The organism is Fructobacillus sp. CRL 2054 (assembly GCF_028764065.1).
Taxonomy (GTDB): Bacteria; Bacillota; Bacilli; order Lactobacillales; family Lactobacillaceae; genus Fructobacillus.
This window is the reverse complement of sequence record NZ_JACOFN010000002.1, coordinates 78,103-94,411: the sequence shown is the minus strand read 5'-3', so window position 1 is coordinate 94,411 and position 16,309 is coordinate 78,103. Positions and strand designations below refer to the sequence as shown.

The 16,309-nt window shown below is 36.6% G+C and carries 16 protein-coding genes and 1 pseudogene; 2 read left to right on the top strand and 15 right to left on the bottom strand.

Translation table 11 applies throughout. From position 1 onward, the window contains the following. Nucleotides 1-170 precede the first annotated feature (170 nt). Nucleotides 171-440 carry a 30S ribosomal protein S15 gene (rpsO, locus tag H7198_RS01345; RefSeq protein ID WP_091501309.1) on the top strand — a complete coding sequence of 90 codons (270 nt, stop codon included), beginning with the start codon at nucleotides 171-173 and terminating at the stop codon, nucleotides 438-440. A 46-nt stretch (nucleotides 441-486) separates the two neighbouring features. Continuing rightward, complete coding sequence (rpsT, locus tag H7198_RS01340) at nucleotides 487-738, top strand: 30S ribosomal protein S20 (RefSeq protein ID WP_091501307.1); 252 nt, start codon at nucleotides 487-489, stop codon at nucleotides 736-738. 55 nt (nucleotides 739-793) lie between these two features. Here the strand turns inward: rpsT and H7198_RS01335 are convergent, their stop codons facing one another. The 15 genes and pseudogenes from H7198_RS01335 to H7198_RS01265 form a co-directional block, all read right to left on the bottom strand. After that, nucleotides 794-1,072 (bottom strand): type II toxin-antitoxin system YafQ family toxin, encoded by a 279-nt coding sequence (locus tag H7198_RS01335; RefSeq protein ID WP_274458053.1) that lies wholly within the window; start codon nucleotides 1,070-1,072, stop codon nucleotides 794-796. Continuing rightward, on the bottom strand, nucleotides 1,065-1,319 hold the full coding sequence (locus H7198_RS01330) for a type II toxin-antitoxin system antitoxin, RelB/DinJ family (RefSeq protein ID WP_274458009.1): 255 nt from the start codon (nucleotides 1,317-1,319) through the stop codon (nucleotides 1,065-1,067). Before H7198_RS01330 ends, H7198_RS01335 begins: the two co-directional genes overlap by 8 nt. 119 nt (nucleotides 1,320-1,438) lie before the next feature. Beyond that, complete coding sequence (locus H7198_RS01325) at nucleotides 1,439-2,092, bottom strand: hypothetical protein (RefSeq protein ID WP_274458008.1); 654 nt, start codon at nucleotides 2,090-2,092, stop codon at nucleotides 1,439-1,441. Between the two features lie 176 nt (nucleotides 2,093-2,268). Next, nucleotides 2,269-2,697, bottom strand: coding sequence for a GtrA family protein (locus tag H7198_RS01320; RefSeq protein ID WP_274458007.1), 429 nt, complete (start codon nucleotides 2,695-2,697; stop codon nucleotides 2,269-2,271). 74 nt (nucleotides 2,698-2,771) lie between these two features. Next, a pseudogene (locus H7198_RS01315) lies at nucleotides 2,772-4,241 on the bottom strand (glycoside hydrolase family 68 protein). A 225-nt stretch (nucleotides 4,242-4,466) separates the two neighbouring features. Continuing rightward, nucleotides 4,467-5,165: a C39 family peptidase gene (locus H7198_RS01310; protein WP_274458006.1), complete on the bottom strand. Its 699-nt coding sequence runs from the start codon at nucleotides 5,163-5,165 to the stop codon at nucleotides 4,467-4,469. A gap of 51 nt (nucleotides 5,166-5,216) precedes the next feature. After that, nucleotides 5,217-6,227 (bottom strand): hypothetical protein, encoded by a 1,011-nt coding sequence (locus tag H7198_RS01305; RefSeq protein ID WP_274458005.1) that lies wholly within the window; start codon nucleotides 6,225-6,227, stop codon nucleotides 5,217-5,219. Nucleotides 6,228-6,645: 418 nt separating this feature from the next. Next, nucleotides 6,646-8,304 (bottom strand): hypothetical protein, encoded by a 1,659-nt coding sequence (locus H7198_RS01300; RefSeq protein ID WP_274458004.1) that lies wholly within the window; start codon nucleotides 8,302-8,304, stop codon nucleotides 6,646-6,648. Beyond that, nucleotides 8,301-10,082 (bottom strand): DUF6020 family protein, encoded by a 1,782-nt coding sequence (locus H7198_RS01295; RefSeq protein WP_274458003.1) that lies wholly within the window; start codon nucleotides 10,080-10,082, stop codon nucleotides 8,301-8,303. Before H7198_RS01295 ends, H7198_RS01300 begins: the two co-directional genes overlap by 4 nt. Then, a complete protein-coding gene (locus tag H7198_RS01290) occupies nucleotides 10,075-11,028 on the bottom strand; it encodes a glycosyltransferase family 2 protein (protein WP_274458002.1) in 954 nt (317 codons plus the stop codon). The genes H7198_RS01295 and H7198_RS01290 overlap by 8 nt, the downstream gene beginning before the upstream one ends. 22 nt (nucleotides 11,029-11,050) lie before the next feature. Continuing rightward, on the bottom strand, nucleotides 11,051-11,944 hold the full coding sequence (locus tag H7198_RS01285) for a glycosyltransferase family 2 protein (protein ID WP_274458001.1): 894 nt from the start codon (nucleotides 11,942-11,944) through the stop codon (nucleotides 11,051-11,053). 29 nt (nucleotides 11,945-11,973) lie between these two features. Then, complete coding sequence (locus H7198_RS01280; protein ID WP_274457999.1) at nucleotides 11,974-12,912, bottom strand: glycosyltransferase family 2 protein; 939 nt, start codon at nucleotides 12,910-12,912, stop codon at nucleotides 11,974-11,976. A gap of 58 nt (nucleotides 12,913-12,970) precedes the next feature. Further along, nucleotides 12,971-14,161 carry a UDP-galactopyranose mutase gene (glf, locus tag H7198_RS01275; protein ID WP_274457998.1) on the bottom strand — a complete coding sequence of 397 codons (1,191 nt, stop codon included), beginning with the start codon at nucleotides 14,159-14,161 and terminating at the stop codon, nucleotides 12,971-12,973. Next, nucleotides 14,161-14,931 carry a DUF4422 domain-containing protein gene (locus H7198_RS01270; RefSeq protein WP_274457997.1) on the bottom strand — a complete coding sequence of 257 codons (771 nt, stop codon included), beginning with the start codon at nucleotides 14,929-14,931 and terminating at the stop codon, nucleotides 14,161-14,163. The genes glf and H7198_RS01270 overlap by 1 nt, the downstream gene beginning before the upstream one ends. Then, on the bottom strand, nucleotides 14,931-16,250 hold the full coding sequence (locus H7198_RS01265) for an O-antigen ligase family protein (protein WP_274457996.1): 1,320 nt from the start codon (nucleotides 16,248-16,250) through the stop codon (nucleotides 14,931-14,933). The genes H7198_RS01270 and H7198_RS01265 overlap by 1 nt, the downstream gene beginning before the upstream one ends. Between the last annotated feature and the right edge of the window lie 59 nt (nucleotides 16,251-16,309).

The window sequence follows — 16,309 nt, the reverse complement described above, 5'->3', positions numbered from 1 at the left end:
ATTAATTACTGTTCTATTCTACCATTAAACGGCTTTTCTTGCCCCTTGATTTTCTAGCAAAAGTCCGTATAATTAAGACTGTTGTCAAAACAACTGACCAATTTCTTAGATTAACGTCTCACCGTCGTTTTTCTCAGAACTTGGCGACATTATAGAAAGGTGGAATGATTATGGCCCTTACACAAGAACGTAAGAACGAAATCATGAAAGAATATGCCCGCCATGAAGGCGATACTGGTTCAGTGGAAGTTCAAGTTGCAGTTTTGACTGCTGACATTAACGAATTGAACGCCCACATGGAAATGCACAAGCATGATTTTCACTCACAACGTGGTCTTTTGAAGAAGATCGGTCGTCGTCGTAACTTGCTTCGTTACCTCCGTGGTACCGATGTTCCTCGTTACCGTGAATTGATCAAGCGCTTAGGTTTGCGTCGTTAAGCTACTGCTTTTCAAAAACCAGCATCAAATTTAAGGAGATAGACATATGCCGATCATTGAATCATCTATTCAACGTGTACGCTTGACTAAGAAGCAACACGATCGTAACGAACCTCAACGTTCTGCCTACCGTACTGCTGTAAAGCGTTTCGTTAAGGCTGCTAACGCAGGTTCAGAAGACACTGCTGAATTGTACAAGCAAGTTTCTTCTGCTATTGACCGTGCCCACTCAAAGGGCTTGATCAAGAAGAACAAGGCTTCACGTCAAAAGTCACGTTTGGCTAAGTACGTTAAGTAATTCATATTAATGAATAAACCCCCTCACCTATTGGTCGAGGGGGTTTTTGTTTTACTTAAAATAGATTGGTATGACTACCAGTCTCGATGAATTCAACATAATCCCCATTATAGCGGTAAATCAGAACCCAATCTGGTTTAATATGCAGTGCACGGTCACCTTCACGATTAGTTAATTGATGGTCTTCATATGGAATAGGAATGGCTAGTCCACGCAAAAGTATTTCATAGACTTGCTCAAAATCTTTTTTCTTATATCGTCCCCCTTTCAGTAACTTTCGATATTGCTTTTTAAATCCATTAATAAATCTCGGCTTGAATCGGTAATCATTCATCTTCATCACCGTTCAGATATGCTAAACCTTTCTCAGCCGTTTCAAAGCTTACAAAGTCTCGACTTGCCAAGGCCCTTTTCAATCGCTCGTTCGGTTCTTCTATTTTAAAGGGAATATTTCCTACATCTAGCGACTTAATCACAAAATTCTGAAAGGCATCCTCCGCTGTCATCCCCAATTTTTCGCAGAGTCGATCAAAGGATACCTTATCGCGACTATCTAAATTAATTTGAACTTGTGTGGTCATCTTTTTCTCCTTTACATTGTATTTTCTGCCGTAATCATAACAGGTTAAGATTCCTATCACAACAGTCTTAATCGATGTTATACAAAAAAGGACCTACTGTTTAGCAGGTCCTTTTTATACTAATTAACTAACTTAAAATTCAACTTTTCTACCGTCGTACGACCGCCGTTAGCATTCGCGTAATTCAACACATCATCCACCGTTGCTCGATATTCCTTAGCATCATTCTCACTAAAGGAAAGTGGCTGTTTCTGTGATTCAGTATCATTTGAGCTCATCACATAACGGTAATACGCCTTATACTTACCACCCTTTGTATCGGTAGCAATAAATACAGGTGCTGAACCTGGTTGACGAGTCATCGTAATCCCCGATGCTGACGCCAGCCCCTTCCACGAGCTATCGCCATGCACCATCCCATAGATTGCAATCATTCGATAGGCTAAATCATCACTCGAACGAAAATCGTCCTCGTTCAGCGTATTTGATTGCTGCACAACCGAAGAGTCCCCCTTACTAGCTGAACTCCGTTTACTACTTGCCTGAGTTGATGATGAGCTACCTGATTCATTCACCTCTTCATCAACAGTTCCTTCCGACTGGATGTTCTTCTTCCAAGACGTATCCTTTGTCGAACTTTTTGAACTGCTCCGCTCCGTTTTTTCTCCATCAGCAGTCGAAGAATCCAAATCCCTCACCGCCAAAGTCGCAGCGCCCGCAGTCAAAATAATGGTAACGAAAACTGTTACCAAGAATTTTTTCTGTCTTACCACACTGGTCAATCTCCTAAATATGATATCGACACTCCTAAACCTTCGGAATATCTTTTCAACCCCTATATTATATACATTTCTTTAAGATTGCAATGAGATGAGCAGATTTTTTCAATAATTAACTCACAAAGTTTTAAAGCAATAAAAAGAGCAGTTGCCCAGGCAACTGCTCTTCTTTACTCTTCCATTTCTTCAATCTTCTTAAAGATATAAAGCTTACTCAAAACATAGTTGGAAATAATAACAAAAATGTTTTGAATACCGTTCCAAATCAGGTCATTCTGATGCAAAATTCGAACACCGAAGGCCAAGATCAACCAGCCCAAAATTCCAGTAACAATTCGTGCTAAGTAAAACTGCCAAATTTCACGAAATAGGCCTGGTAAATCCTTTACTTCTGATTTAAATACCCAAATACGATTTGTTAAATACGCAAAGAGCACTGCTAAGAACCAAGAAGCAATGTATGCCCAGGTATAATCCCAATGCCATATAGCTGAAAATAAAGCATAGCTGGCAACAGAAACTACAAAAGTCGCTCCACCAAAGAACAAGTAAAGAATTGTTTCTTCATACTTCTTATATAAATCAATTAATTTAGTCATTATATTCCTCAATCAAATAATACTATAACCAATAGCATACAGGACAAATATTAAAGAAACAAACAATTTAATCCTTAATTCAATTTCTGTGCATGGGCAGAATAATATTTCTTATTATCCGTTAATACGCCTTGCCCAAGAACTTTGTTATTCACCATCGTTGTTTTATCGCCCTTAATTTTCAATAAGTAACTAGGTGCAAAAGTCGAGTTGTGCTCAAATGATGTCACAACAAACTGATTGTTCTTCTTGTTACCATTTGGAACAACCAGATATGAATAAGTAAAGCTAGTAGGATTAGCGCCCTCACCTTGTCCAGCAATCACTAATCCATTATCATTTAGAGGCTTATACGTATCATTAATACCATCTTTTGAACTAAATCCAAGAAGGTAAGAGTTCTTCGTAATCTTCTCATCGTCCGTTGCCATATGGAATCCCCAAGTAGACGTAAAGAGATACCAGCGACCGTCATGTTTAAACAAATTAATACGCTCTAACTCATCATTTGTCGCATTTCCAGTTACCATTGGTTGCATAACCTTTTTAACCGTGAAATCTTTGTTCAACTCTAATTTTCCAATAGCGCCATTAGCAAAATATGTCTTTTCATATTCAGAACTATTGGTATCTGCCTTCAAGCGATCAGATTCCTTCTTGAAGTATGAAGAAGAACCATAGTATGCCTTGTTTGAGAAATTATTTTTTCCTTGATAGTTATAATCTGGTCCTGTATTTCCCTCAAAGGCAAGATAGTATTTATCACCATCTTTAACAAAGTGTGGATCACGAAGGGTTAAGTCATCACTGAAATGAGCGCCTTTCCCTTCCCCTTGAGCTGGAGTTTGATAAATCTTACCGTCTCCTGAAAAGACCGTTTTATGGTCGGTCGTCTTACTATGGTCAATAGTCAAACCACTTGACCATTTCTTTCCATCGCTAGGATTCAAAGTAATTTGAGCGGTAGTCAACGCCTGTGCAGATACCCCGTTCATTTTATATGAATTAGCATAGAAGAAACGTAGTGTATCATCCTTACTATCCATCATCACTGTTGAACCAGACCATTCACCACCCGTGTGCTGCAAGTACTGATCATAATCCTTATCAGCGATTCCTTCAGTTTTGGAATTGAAAACATAGCCAACAAATTGCCAAGTACTCAAATCATCCTGCTTAGCGTCGTTCTTTTGCATGAAAAGTCCCATCTTCGTTGGGGCCCCGGACTAACGACCATTTTTAGCCGTTAGTCCAACAACAAGACGATAACCATGAAAATTAGCAATCTCTCCCTCTGGGGTTGTCACTGGCCAAGAATCCCATACATCCATGGGAACAGTCTTTCCTGTCGCACTGTCAACAACTTTTGCATTTGGAATATCCTTTTTCAAAGAATCATGGTCAATTGTTGGTGCTAAATATTTTTTATTCGATAACAAATCCGGAATTTTATTCATATCTGAGCGAGTATAAAATGATACCTCACCCACTTTAGTTGTGCTTGTGTTACTAGTCCCTTTTTTGTGTTTTTCTTGTCCATTCATCAAGAACGAACTAGTAATTCCAATCACAGCAACAACAATTAAACCTAACAACATATACAATCGTTGTTTACGCTTATTTTTCTTATACTTTTTACGTCTTTCCATACTATCTCTCCGTATTACTCTCTTGCTAGATATCGCAAAACGAACAAAAGAATAACCATTAATATCCATAAAAAAATCGACGAAGATAAAGATATCAACAGTCGATTTTTAAAGCTTAAATTAAATCACAGCAACGTTCATTGAAGCAGGTGCCCCAAATCCAACAGGCTGTACGTTACTGTTTAGGTACCACCATTCACCAGTTGAAATCCAATAGTTAGCACCTCGTGCATATTGCAAAGGATCAGCAACAAGGAAGCCACCGTTACGGTAGCCATAAATCATCTGTACGTGGAAGTGATCACGACCAGCACCAACTTGGAAATCCCAAGGAATATATGAAATAACTGGGTTCCATGAAAGAAGTTGTGCCAAAATTTGGTTTGGTCCAGCACCCGTAATATCTTGTGTCTGAACGCCAAAGGCATTGTTCAACTTTGCAGCCAAAGGTGCAGCAAGAACAGTCTCCGTATAAGAACGGGCTCCCCCAAATGGGTTACCATCGAATCCTTCATAAGGCGAAACACCATCACCATATCCAATACGGTTATAGATTTCTTGCAAACTAGGAACATGCTTTCCCTTGGCAGACAAAGCCATTTGGAAAGATACCCCTTCACAACCTTCAGGTGCTCCTAATGAAACTTGATTCAAAGACCAGTGTGGAAAATCAATGTTCAAGCCATCGGTATTCAAACGACCATCGCCAAAGAAGTTTACCGTACGGCCATAGATACCTTGTGTACCAGTTAAGAATCGGCCATCGCCCCCGGCAAAATATACACCGTCATTATCAGCGACATACTTATTTGTACGCAAGAAATAACTTCCATCTGTTCCAAAGAAGTATTGTCCACCATTAATCCAATATCAACCTTGCACGGCTCGACCATTATTATCGGTATAATATGTCAGACCCCATGCTTGACGCCAACCAGCATTCTGACGAACACCATCCACGAACCAATAGTATGTTCCCATGTAATACTTAAATCCGGTGTAAAGATTTCCGTTATCATACCAACGGTATCCACCATTTTGGCTTGATCCGTCCCATACATAACCGTTTACTGGACGACTATAGTAGGTTCCATCATTTCCAAAATCATATACCTTACCGTCAATAACTCGTGTTCCTTGAACGGCACGTCCTTGGTCATCCGTATAATAAGTTAGTCCCCATGCTTGGCGCCAACCTTCATTTTGACGAACGCCATCTACGAACCAGTAATACGTTTCCATGTAATACTTAAATCCAGTATAAAGATTACCATTATCATACCAACGGTATCCACCATTTTGGCTTGAACCATCCCAAACATAACCGTTTACTGGACGGCTATAGTAGGTTCCATTAGTACCAAAATCATAAACTTTACCATCAATAACACGGGTTCCTTGAACGGCACGACCATTGGCATCAGTATAATAAGTTAATCCCCATGCTTGACGCCAACCTTCATTTTGACGAACACCATTGACAAACCAGTAATACGTTCCCATGTAGTATCGGAAACCAGTATATAACTGACCGTTTTCATACCAACGGTATCCACCGTTCTGGCTTGATCCATCAAACAAGTAGCCAGTTGAACGTAGGAAGTATGAACCATCGTCACCAAAGTAGAAATCTTGACCATTAATATTACGATGGCCCTGAACAGCTCGACCTTGATCATCAGTATAGTAGGTCATTCCCCACGCCTGACGCCAACCTTCGTTCTGACGAACGCCATCTACAAACCAATAATATGTTCCCATGTAGTGGCGGAATCCAGAAAATAGCTGACCGTTTTCAAACCAATTGTAACCACCATTAGCAGTTGACACGTCAGGTGAAAAAATATATCCAGTAACGTGTTCATTCGCATATTTTGCCAAAGCTGCATCACGTGGAGATTCAGCTACATTTGATTGTACATTAGTTTGATTCCCAACATTTTGGGTAGACGGTGTTGATTGACTGTTTATGGAAGTATTTCCATTTTGAATACTTGATGACTGTATATTAACGTTAGTGTTAGATTGACTTAAAGTCGCAGATGAATTATCTATATTTGAACTATCCGCCGAAACTGTGCAGAACGAAAATGTCATTCCGGCAGCAGCAACTACCGTCGCTACCCAGAATTTACCAGCCCTATATAATTTTTTATGCATTTACTCTCTCCATGAAAAAAACGAAATATATTAGCAATCATACCACAAAAAATTGAAATAAAAAAAAAGTTAAAGATAAAAAAATATAAAATAAAAGGTTTAAGTGTAAGTAACACTCAAACCTTTTATTTTTATAAAATTATTTATTAGTTTTCTTTTTAAATATAAAGAATGTTGATGTAAACATCATTACTATAGAAACTACAAATAAAGGATAGTTCCGGGAGTGAACACTCTTCAATACTAATGAATGCTCACCAGCGGTAACATTAATTTTTACAAGATTCGTCATTTGGCTCTTAACAGGTTTACCATCTAACAGAATATCATACTTAAATCCGTCATACATTACGGCAGGAAGCGTAATTGTCTTTTCTCTATCTGAAGAAATCTGATATTTTACTGAATCAGATGTTCTCTCCAACTCTTTATAGCTTTCAGTTGAAAACATATTTACTGATTCACCAACACCAATTGACATATTATTAGTTTTATCAACAGGTAAATAGTCAATCGCAGTTGGAGCAGTATTTAACGTATCATAATAATTTTTAGACGTTAAATTATGATGTTGGGGAACCTGATTGTAAGCCTTGTGCATTTGGTAAGTACCGCACATTGAAAATATTATTATGAAGAATTCAATGTAAAGAACTTTTTTTACTGTTAGCTTATTATCCTTCAAGAAATAAAGAATAATTGAAATAGTAAGAAGTAACACAATCATCACTTCCAAACGAGCAAAGAATTGTAGAAGAGAAAGTGGTGTATTTTGGAATTTATACCATGGTAACCATGAAAAAATAATTAAGGTAATAGCATTAGCTCCAAAAAGCCAACTCCTCCAGTTTTTCCCCTCATTTGTATTCCAAGCGATTACTGTAAGAATAATTTGAATGGTAAATAATGGCAAACCGTATGTCCAATATGGTTTTTCATTCATATCATTTTGCAATAAAGCGTCAAAAAATTGAACAGGATCTACACTACATACAAAATGACCAGGTTCTAAAAATCTTGCATGTAGATACATAATTGCAATATTATATAGTGAATAAATTCCAATAAGTAAACTAATTATTCCAGCAAAAAATAATAATTTGAATTGAGTCATACCAAATTTTTTATTAAAGATTTGGTATAGTTCAAAAATAAGTATAAATGCTGCGGCAAAAATAACAGATAATACATGGCTATTGATAATCATACCAACTGCCAGGCCTAGAATCCATGTTCCTGATACTTGCTTTTCTTGAATCTTCAGCACACCAAGAATCACTAATGGCATCCATGCATATCCCAAAGCTTCTCCAAAAGCTGAGCGTGAATATAAATCAATAAAATGAAGATTATTAAATTGATAAACAATAACGCCCAACCAAATAAGCAATGGCTTTTTGGTCCAAAATGAAATTAACGCCTTAATATTAACAATTGTTATTACATTTAGAATAAAAAAACCAATTGCTAATGCCAATAGTTGATTCTTAATCAACAAGGATGGAATAATAAATATCAAACCAGAAACCCAAGGATACATAGCATTAATTGCTACACCAGGTTGGCTATTCGAAGGAGCGTATTTAAAATTGAAAAGCGTTGGTAAACTACCATCTTTAAAAGAAGAAGAAACGCTTGCAAAACGATCCAAATGGAAAATACCATCGAATGAAAGACTATAAAAATGGCCTATAAAAGCCGGTAATAAAGAGAGAGTGGCAAAAGCAGCTATAACTATAGTATTGATAAGCGCTAACCTGACTTTTTCACTATATTCAATTTTTTTTATTAAATTCATTTTTTCTCCTGGCCTATTGTCACCATGGAATTTTTATCACTATTCATAAAAGTAATTATCAAGACTAACGGCATAACAGCAAGAATACCCAAGGTATATCTCTCAGAATTTGCTAAAGGTGAAAGCATAGAAATAACAATCTGTAACAAAATAGGCATTACTAATACTAATTTTTTTATAGAGGTTACAAAAACCGGTAAAATTAAAATCAAAATAAAAATCCAAAAATTACCATGCAGTATGTAGCCAACATACTTATTAGTAAATAAATCAAATACAACGGAGATTGCTTTAGTACGAATCTTGTTGTGATAAAAATGATATATCCACTTAGAAATTGATAAACTTCCATACCCATGTCCAATGACATCATTAGGCATTGTTAAAGCATAGTCAGCTAATGGCTGTTGTGATGGTGATAAATATGAACCAACCTGAGCAACAGTCGCATCAACTGCAATTTGTGGATTACGCTTAACTAAATCTAACCATACTTTATTAAATTCTTTCCAGTCACCTTTTTTTACAGTCCTATAACGATAACCTAATTTACTATCGTCATTAAAATTACCACCACCAGAAGACTTTACCGGATCGGAAATTGCAGGACTATATAAATTACCAATATTATCAACATCAAAAATTCTATTTAATTTTTGATACTCATCTTTAGTAAGAATAGATGGATCATCATGAACATAACGTGCAACTTGCTGTATCTGAACACCTTTAGATTCAATTGGGTCATCTTTTAAAACAACTCCTTGCTGAACTAGAATAAGCAAAGAAACTTTAAATAATACAATAGGAAAAATAATCGAAATTATTACAGACTTTAAAGCAATTTTTTTATAAATAAGAATATATAAAAGTCCAACAATTAGATACACATATAATGCCCATTTAACAGCTAAAATACCAATTAGAACTGAAATAAACATATTAATATTCCAAATTTTATTCACAATACCATTATTACGATAAAATTCAAACATTAATACAAAAAATAGAATAAATGAACTAACAAATAGAGGATTTTTAGACAAAGAAATGGTATTTAAAAAAATCATTGGATTGAAAATAATAAGAATTAAACCGATGATTTTTAAAATCGAGTTTTGAACATTCCTTTCACAATATACAATTGCTTTTGTATAAGCATATATTGCAAATAAGAAATGAAATAACCCCAAGAAAACATAACCAGGTAAAAATGATTTTGAAAGAAGCCAGCTGTATTTTAATGTAAGAGCATAAAAAGCAGTAAGAAATGCTCCATGTTGATTAGTCCACATGGTACTTGAACCATCAGTTAAATAACTAGCAATAGGATAAATATTAAAAATATTTTTTGTAAAATCAGCAGAACGAGTATCAACCATTTCATGGAAAGATCCCACAATATCCCATCCGGATACTACTGGTAAAAATGGTAAAAGAAAAAATCCCCATATAATAATTAAAAATATTGCTGTTCTTTTATAACTAGAGAAGAAATTATTGACTTTGTTAAAAATATTAGGTACTTTTGTAAATCTATATTTTTTTTTCGAAATTTCAATAATAACAATCGACAAAAACGAAAAAAATATTGTTAAGAAACAAAAAGCAAAAATATTTTTTAGTGTGAAGGAACCTTTCATTGTGCCCCAACCACCATTATTTAAAACAGATAATGCAAAACTGTTAAAAAAAGATAAGGTGACACTTGTTATGAGGATTACCAATAATTGAAAAGGTGTTATTTTCTTAAAAATAGCTTTCATTTTATTACTCATTAATTATTGCTTTCTTTTGTTCTTCAGCGTGTACCAATGCTAATTCAAAATTTCGTTTATCATTAGTTTGAATTGCAGCTAAAATCGACCCAGAGAAAAAAGTAATAAATGATAATACAAGAAGAATCATCGATACAATTAACGTAGGAAAATTAGGCACAGTATGATCTGCAGAGAAAGGTATCATTACCCGCCATATAAAGAGAATCATAGATGTTAAAAAGAATAAAAGTGAAAAAACAGAATAAAAAGTAAAAGGATGATATCCACGATAAAGATTAATCACCATTTTTATCACTCTTAGTCCATCACCATATGTGTTGAGCTTTGACTCAGATCCTTCTGGTCGATCACGATAAGTGATAACTTGATTTTCAACCAACATTCTTTTTTCGGTCGCGTGAATTGACATTTCTGTTTCAATTTCAAATCCACGTGATAGAACAGGAAATGTCTTTACAAATTGATATGAAAAAGCACGGTAACCAGTCAAAATATCACGGATATTCGTTTTAAATAGTGTATTAATTAATTTACGAACCAAGCTATTCCCAATATTATGGAATGGACGCTTATTTTCCTCAAAGTACGTTGAAGATAGACGATCACCAACAACCATATCAACACCCTTATGAATAACCTTATGATACATTTCTGGAATTGCTTCTACAGGATAAGTATCATCCGCGTCAATCATTATGTAGACTTCTGCATCAATTTCCCTAAACATACGTCGGATAACAGCGCCCTTACCTTGAGCATATTCATGGCGAACTACAGCACCAGCTTCTTCAGCAAGTTCAACTGTCTTATCCTTTGAATTATTATCATACACATAAACTACAGAATCAGGAATATCTGTAATAATATTTTTGACATCCTTTACAACTTTAGCAATTGTTTGCTCTTCATTATACGCAGGAATTAAAATCGCTAATTTATCCATTTTTCTCTCCCTTTTGACACAATTATTTATTGTTCGCAAATTCAATTACAGGATTAAACTTTTTACCGGCTTTTATTCCCTTTTTCATAGTTGCTAATTTTTCTTCTTTTCGCTCAGTATTGGATAGCTTAATTTGCCAATATTCTGCTAAAATACGTGCCTTTGCGCGATTACGTCGATACCATCCACGCTTTCGAATATAATATTCTTTATTTCGGTAAGAATAAAAGTATCTTGGCGTTCGGTTAGGTCCGTCATTAAGTAAACTTGATCCAACGTTAGATGCCATCTTATGGGTAACCTTGGCTGAAGGTACAAAATAACCAGGTGCTACACGACCTGCTCGTTCCGTGTATTCAATATCATCTCCCCAGATAAAGAAATCTGTAATTGGAAGGCCAATTTGAGAAACAATCTGGCGACGTAATAGCAATGAAACGAAAGTAGCGTTTTGTAGCTGAATAGGTTCAACTTGATCTTCTGGAATAACTTTTAATCGATTCATAGGAGCAGGTTGATTCATCTTTGCTCGGTGTCCGTCAGTCCAACGTACATCAGATGCCAAAAAGCCAAAATTAGGTTCTTCTTCAGCAAATGCCAATAAGTTCTGTAAAGTATCAGGATGAACTACCGTATCATCATCCATTACCCAAACCATGTCATCATTGGTGTTTTCCATAAAATAACGAATACCACGGTTAAATCCACCAGCTCCACCTAAGTTTTCTTCCAAACGAAGATACTCAATCTGACTACCAAGTGACTCAAGGTAATCCTTGGTATCTTGCTCACTTGCATTATCAACAACAATAATATGATCAACTGGAACAATTTGATTTTGTAAACTTTGAATAACTTCTTTTAATAAGGCTAAGCGGTTATATGTAACCACAACAGCTGACACTGTTTTCGTCATAATTTTTCTCCTACTCGAACAATTAAATTCTACTTTTCTTCTTTAGCGATATAAATTGGTCGTTTTTTTGTTTCCATAAAAATTGCAGCGATATAACGACCAATAATTCCGAGGCTTAACATTTGAATGCCACCGATAAATAACATGATTGTCACCATTGAAGGCCATCCAGCAACTGAGGTGTTTGAAACTAGTGCTCGAATTACAATAAATATTCCAGCTAAAACTGATGCACCAAAACTGATTAATCCCAGGAAGGTAACAATAGTTAGAGGCATCGTTGAAAAGGAAACAATCCCTTCAATTGCATACTTTGCTAAGGACCAAAAAGACCAAGAGGTATTTCCTGCCACACGTTCACGATTCTCAAAAGGAATGTACTTTGTTTTAAATCCAACCCAAGTAAAAATTCCCTTTGAAAAACGCTGATTCTCAGACATTGAAAGAATAGCATTAACCATTTGACGGGTCATGACACGATAATCACGAGCACCATCCACCAAATGGGTTTGTGAAACTTTATTCATCCACTTATAAAACTGTGAAGAAAACCAGGAACGAATTTTTGCTTCGCCCTTTCGATCCGCACGACGCGTACCAACAGCATCGTATTCTCCAGATTCAACCTCATTCAACATTTCTGGTAGAAGTTCTGGAGGGTCTTGAAGATCGACGTCCATTACGGCAACATAGTCACCTGTGGATTGTTCGAGCCCAGCATAAAGGCCCGCCTCTTTTCCAAAATTTCTCGAGAAAGAAATATAATGAACATGTTCATCTTGATTTGATAGATTACGCAAAATTGATAAAGTTGAGTCTGTTGAACCATCATCAATAAAATGAAAATCAATGGTAGCATTAATCTTTGGTTTGATTTCTTCAATTGCTTGATAAAAAAGATGAATTGTATCTTCTTCATTATGAACCGGAACAACTAAAGAAAGTACTTTATCCTTTTCTTGATTCATTATGATTTCTCTCCCTAATTTAATATGTACAAAGGCCGTCAAGCCTTTTTATTATAACTTACTTCACTTCATCATGTGCGAAGTTGAAATCATCATCAATCCCAAATTCAGCACGAACAGTATTTAACGCGTCGTTAAAGACCTGATCCATATCGAAGTAACGGTACTTACCCAAACGACCACCAAACATCACTTCAGGGGCATTTTCACGAGCTTCTTGAACGTACTTCTTGTACAATTCCGTGTTCTTCTCGTTGTTAACTGGATAATAAGCTTCCTTCGTGCGATCCCAATCTTGTGGGTATTCACGCGTAATAATCGTCTTACCTTCGTCAGCCAAACCATCAAAGTGACGCCATTCCATTTGACGTGTAAATGGCGTTTCAGCATCCGTATAGTTCACAACGGCGTTTCCTTGGTAGTTATCAGAATCAATTGTTTCAGATTCAAAGCGCAATGAACGGTACTCCAATTCACCGTGCTTGTAATCGAAGAACTGGTCAATCATTCCCGTGTAAAGTACCTTAGGGAATTCAGCCAAGAATTCGTCCTTGTGGTCAAAGAAGTCCGTATCAGTCATGACGTCAATCAAACCATCGGCACGTTCCACCATGTGTTCAAAGATTTGTGTATAACCACCAACAGGAATTCCTTGGTAGCGGTGGTTAAAGTAGTTGTTGTCGTAGATAAAACGAACTGGCAAACGCTTGATAATAAAGGCTGGCAATTCGGTTGCCTTACGGCCCCACTGCTTTTCCGTGTAACCCTTAATCAATGCTTGGTAAATATCAGTACCAATCAGTGAGATGGCCTGTTCTTCCAAATTACGTGGTTGACGATCACCCAATTCCTTCAAAGCGGCTGTCTTTTGTTCTTCAATCTTAGCCTTAGCTTCGTCAGGAGTCTTCGTTCCCCACATTTGGTAGAAAGTGTTCATGTTAAATGGCAAGTTGTAAAGCTTACCGTTATAGTTAGCAATCACTTGGTTTTGGAAACCGTTGAATTCAGCGAACTGACGCACGTAATCCCAAACTTGCTTGTTATCCGTGTGGAAGATGTGTGCCCCAAAATCGTGCACTGTAATTCCATTTTCAACGTGCGTATGAGTGTTTCCACCGATGAAAGCACGCTTTTCAACAACCAATGAACGCTTTCCGCGCTTAGCTGCTTCGTATGCAAATGTCATACCGAAAGGTCCGGCACCAACAATCAAGTAATCGTAGTTCTTTGTATTAAACTTATTAGCCATTAGAAATGTACCTTTTTCTTTGAATTAGGGAAAAACTTACGCTTTAAGAACTGTGTTCCCTTGTCAATCCAGTTCGTCTTCTCAAGCGATACGACAGGTGCTTCGATAAACGAATAACCGCGAGTATACAACCAAGTATCCATTAAGCGTTCAGATAGAAAGCCATATACGCGCAAATCTTGTCCACTTAGTGTGGATAAGTCAACCTTTCCTTCGACTTTATCCAAAACACCAAACAAGAAGCTAGCGTAATCATCGAACGCTTCTCGCTTCATGATAAACATGTTAAATAAGTGGGCCTTCGTCGCCTTTTCCATCTTTTGAAAAGCTGGATAAAAATCTGGGAAATCATCACGAATCACAGACTCCATCGCAAAGTATGGTTCGTTTGCATGAGCATGTAAATAATGGTTGCGCTGATTTTCAATGAAATAATTACGAGCCTTAGGCAAAATCACATCGTGATCGCGGAGAAGATATTTAATCTGAGATTTGGTTAAACGATCTTTCACATCGTGTGACCTTTTCGTTCCAAGATATCGACGATAATGAACTAAGCCAACAACTGAAGTGTTTGTATTCTTCCAAGCCCAATAGATTGCGGTTAATTCATTAAAATTAGGGTTTTTAACGGAAATATTCTCCCCACTATCATCACGTTCGTATTCTTCTGGAATGTTGTCACGTAAAGCAGATCCAACCATGATGGGCTGATAGCAGCCATCTGAAGGAATGTCATATTTCTTATGCGTTGCCACAAAGATATTCATTATTTATACTCCTTTTCAAGCCGCATTATATGCTTTCGATAAAAGAAAAACATTAATAAGTATGGCCATAAGAATACTTGGATAACAAAGATTGAGGAAAAAGCTGCCAGAATAATCATTGTAATAAATGCTGCAACTAATCCCCTCGTCCATTGCTGCTGTTCGACAGTTAGATGCATTGAATTTAAGCGGTATCGTATCAGGTAGGTTCGAGCAATTAATCTAAAGAGTAACCATATTGCAGGAATCATAATAACTAACCCAAAAGAAGCAAACCATCCTAAGAAATCAGATAAATTAGGATAACCGAATTGTGAATAGACATGTTCAAACTCAAAGTTATGGGTTGTATACTCAGGCACATTTTTTAAAGTAAAAAATGATGTAAATCCATAACCAACTCCAAAAATTGGATGGGTAATAAAGGTCAATAAGAGACCGATTGTTCCACCTAGACGATTATCAGTTCCTCCCTTAGCAAAAAGGAACTGATTTAACAGATTATGAACTGTTGGTACCTTAATATAGGCAACTGTAATCAATACAAGACCAATAACAGCAATACTCAAAAGTACCGTTCTCATTCGCCCCTTTGACCAAATAATCCAAAGAATAAAGGCAACGCCTGCTGTAAGAATCCCAGTTGTTGTTTTAGCCAGGAATAAAATTCCAAAAAGGGATAGGGCAAAAAATACATTTAAAGCGATGTCCCATGAACGATTTTTCGTCCAATTCCAAAATTTCTGTCCAGTGGCTGTTAACCCCATTAAAATTGGAAGATAAACAACACCAAGCAAATTAGCTAAAAAGGCAGCTTCTGGTTCAAACCCATTGACACGGTGCTCACTAGTTACATAGGATCCGTTACGATAAAAATCATAGCTAGGACCGTGCATACGCCAATGACGCTCAAAAAGACCAGCTAAACGGTTAACATAGCCGCTAAGATCTCCCTTATTTAAGGTAACAAGGATTTGTGGGCAGACAACAAACACTAGATAAATTGCTAATGCAATCAGTCCTGATTTAACAAAGTTTTTTTCGTCATTTGTATCAATCACCGTAACTTGAATCACTGCCCAGGCAACATAGATGGTCAACGTCCAGGTAAACAAAATAATTCCTGAATGAATAATTCCAGTTGTTAGAATTGTTTCCCCGGTTTGATTATAAGACCATGCCATTGCACCGAGTTGCATAACCCAGAAAAAGCCAGTTAAGGCCAATGCCGTTTTTGAAGGCAAAATTGACTTTAACCGGCCAGGAAATCGAAATAGTTGGACAAGTATAATAGCAATGAAGAGTGGAAAGGCAATCATTGAGCTTGTTTCAGCTACCGAGTTACTATAATTCTTCGAAAAGAATGTAATTGGAAGGA